This window comes from Psychrobacter sp. Sarcosine-02u-2, from assembly GCF_002836335.1.
Taxonomy (GTDB): Bacteria; Pseudomonadota; Gammaproteobacteria; order Pseudomonadales; family Moraxellaceae; genus Psychrobacter; species Psychrobacter faecalis.
On sequence record NZ_PJBX01000045.1, the window covers coordinates 1 to 1,260 of the forward strand.

The following is a 1,260-nucleotide window of genomic DNA, read 5'->3' on the forward strand; positions in this document are numbered from 1 at the left end:
CGCTCAGATTAGATCGAAGGCGAGTTTACTTGGAAGGTCTCTCTATCCATAAGATGAGATTCTGACTTGCGATAGTTGTACTTTTCAATTGTTGGACAAAAAATTTCTTATATAAGCCTATTTCATACATTCTATTACCAATAATTATGGTGCCTTTATGATGATTCATCCTCAGTATGATCCCGTAGCGCTTTCCTTGGGTCCATTGGAAGTGCATTGGTATGGGCTAATGTATTTGCTAGCCTTTGCTGCCGCTTACGGTTTGGCTTGGTATCGCAGTACCAAACGCGACAATTGGACCACCGACATGGTCTCTGACTTAGTCTTTTATGGCGCGCTTGGTGTCATCTTAGGCGGTCGTATTGGCTATGTGCTGTTTTATCAGTTCGGTGAATTACTCCAAAACCCTGCCTATATATTAAAAGTCTGGGAAGGCGGTATGTCTTTCCACGGCGGCTTTATCGGCGTCATGCTAGGTATGTGGTTCTTTGCCCGTAAATATAAAAAGACTACCTTTCAAGTATTCGATTTTATCGTTCCTTGTGTACCAACCGGCTTACTGTTTGGGCGTATCGGCAACTATATCAATGGCGAATTATGGGGTCGCGTCTCAGACGGTGGCTATAACTGGCTGACCTACTTTCCGCAAGCCGCGGCGTTTGATATGGAGCAATTACAGAGCAATCCACAATTGCAAGAATTGATGATTGAAGTCAATGGTCAATACATATTGCCTCGTCATCCATCACAGCTATATGAAGCCTTTGCCGAAGGTCTGCTGCTATTTATATTCTTATGGTGGTATTCATCAAAACCACGTCCACGTATGGCCGCCTCCGCTGTATTCTTACTAGGCTATGGCATCAGCCGCTTTATCATTGAATTCTTCCGCCAGCCAGATGCTGACCAAGGATTCATATTATTAGGTTGGATGACCAAAGGGCAAATCTTAAGCGCGCCGATGATTATCGCCGGCTTAATCATGCTGATTTATGCTTACAAACGCGGTATTTATGATTGGGGTAAGCAGTCTGCATATTAGAAATAAGTGTCGAGGTGCATGAACAAATAAATATAAATGCAGTTCTAACAAGATACATTCCATTTGCAGAATTAATACCTAACCCCAGTTCGGGATAAGCGCTCAAAAAAAAGATAAAAAAAGAAGTCCGAAGTTGCTAAAGTAAGTTTACCAAGACCACTTAAGCAACAAGGACTTCTTACATGGACAACCTAACCGAACTATACTGCCATATTGAC

Annotated in this window: 1 protein-coding gene; it reads left to right on the plus strand. The window is 42.5% G+C overall.

The window, feature by feature from the left end:
- Nucleotides 1-157 precede the first annotated feature (157 nt).
- Nucleotides 158-1,042 carry a prolipoprotein diacylglyceryl transferase gene (gene lgt, locus CXF58_RS01155; RefSeq protein WP_011959981.1) on the plus strand — a complete coding sequence of 295 codons (885 nt, stop codon included), beginning with the start codon at nucleotides 158-160 and terminating at the stop codon, nucleotides 1,040-1,042.
- Nucleotides 1,043-1,260 lie beyond the last annotated feature (218 nt).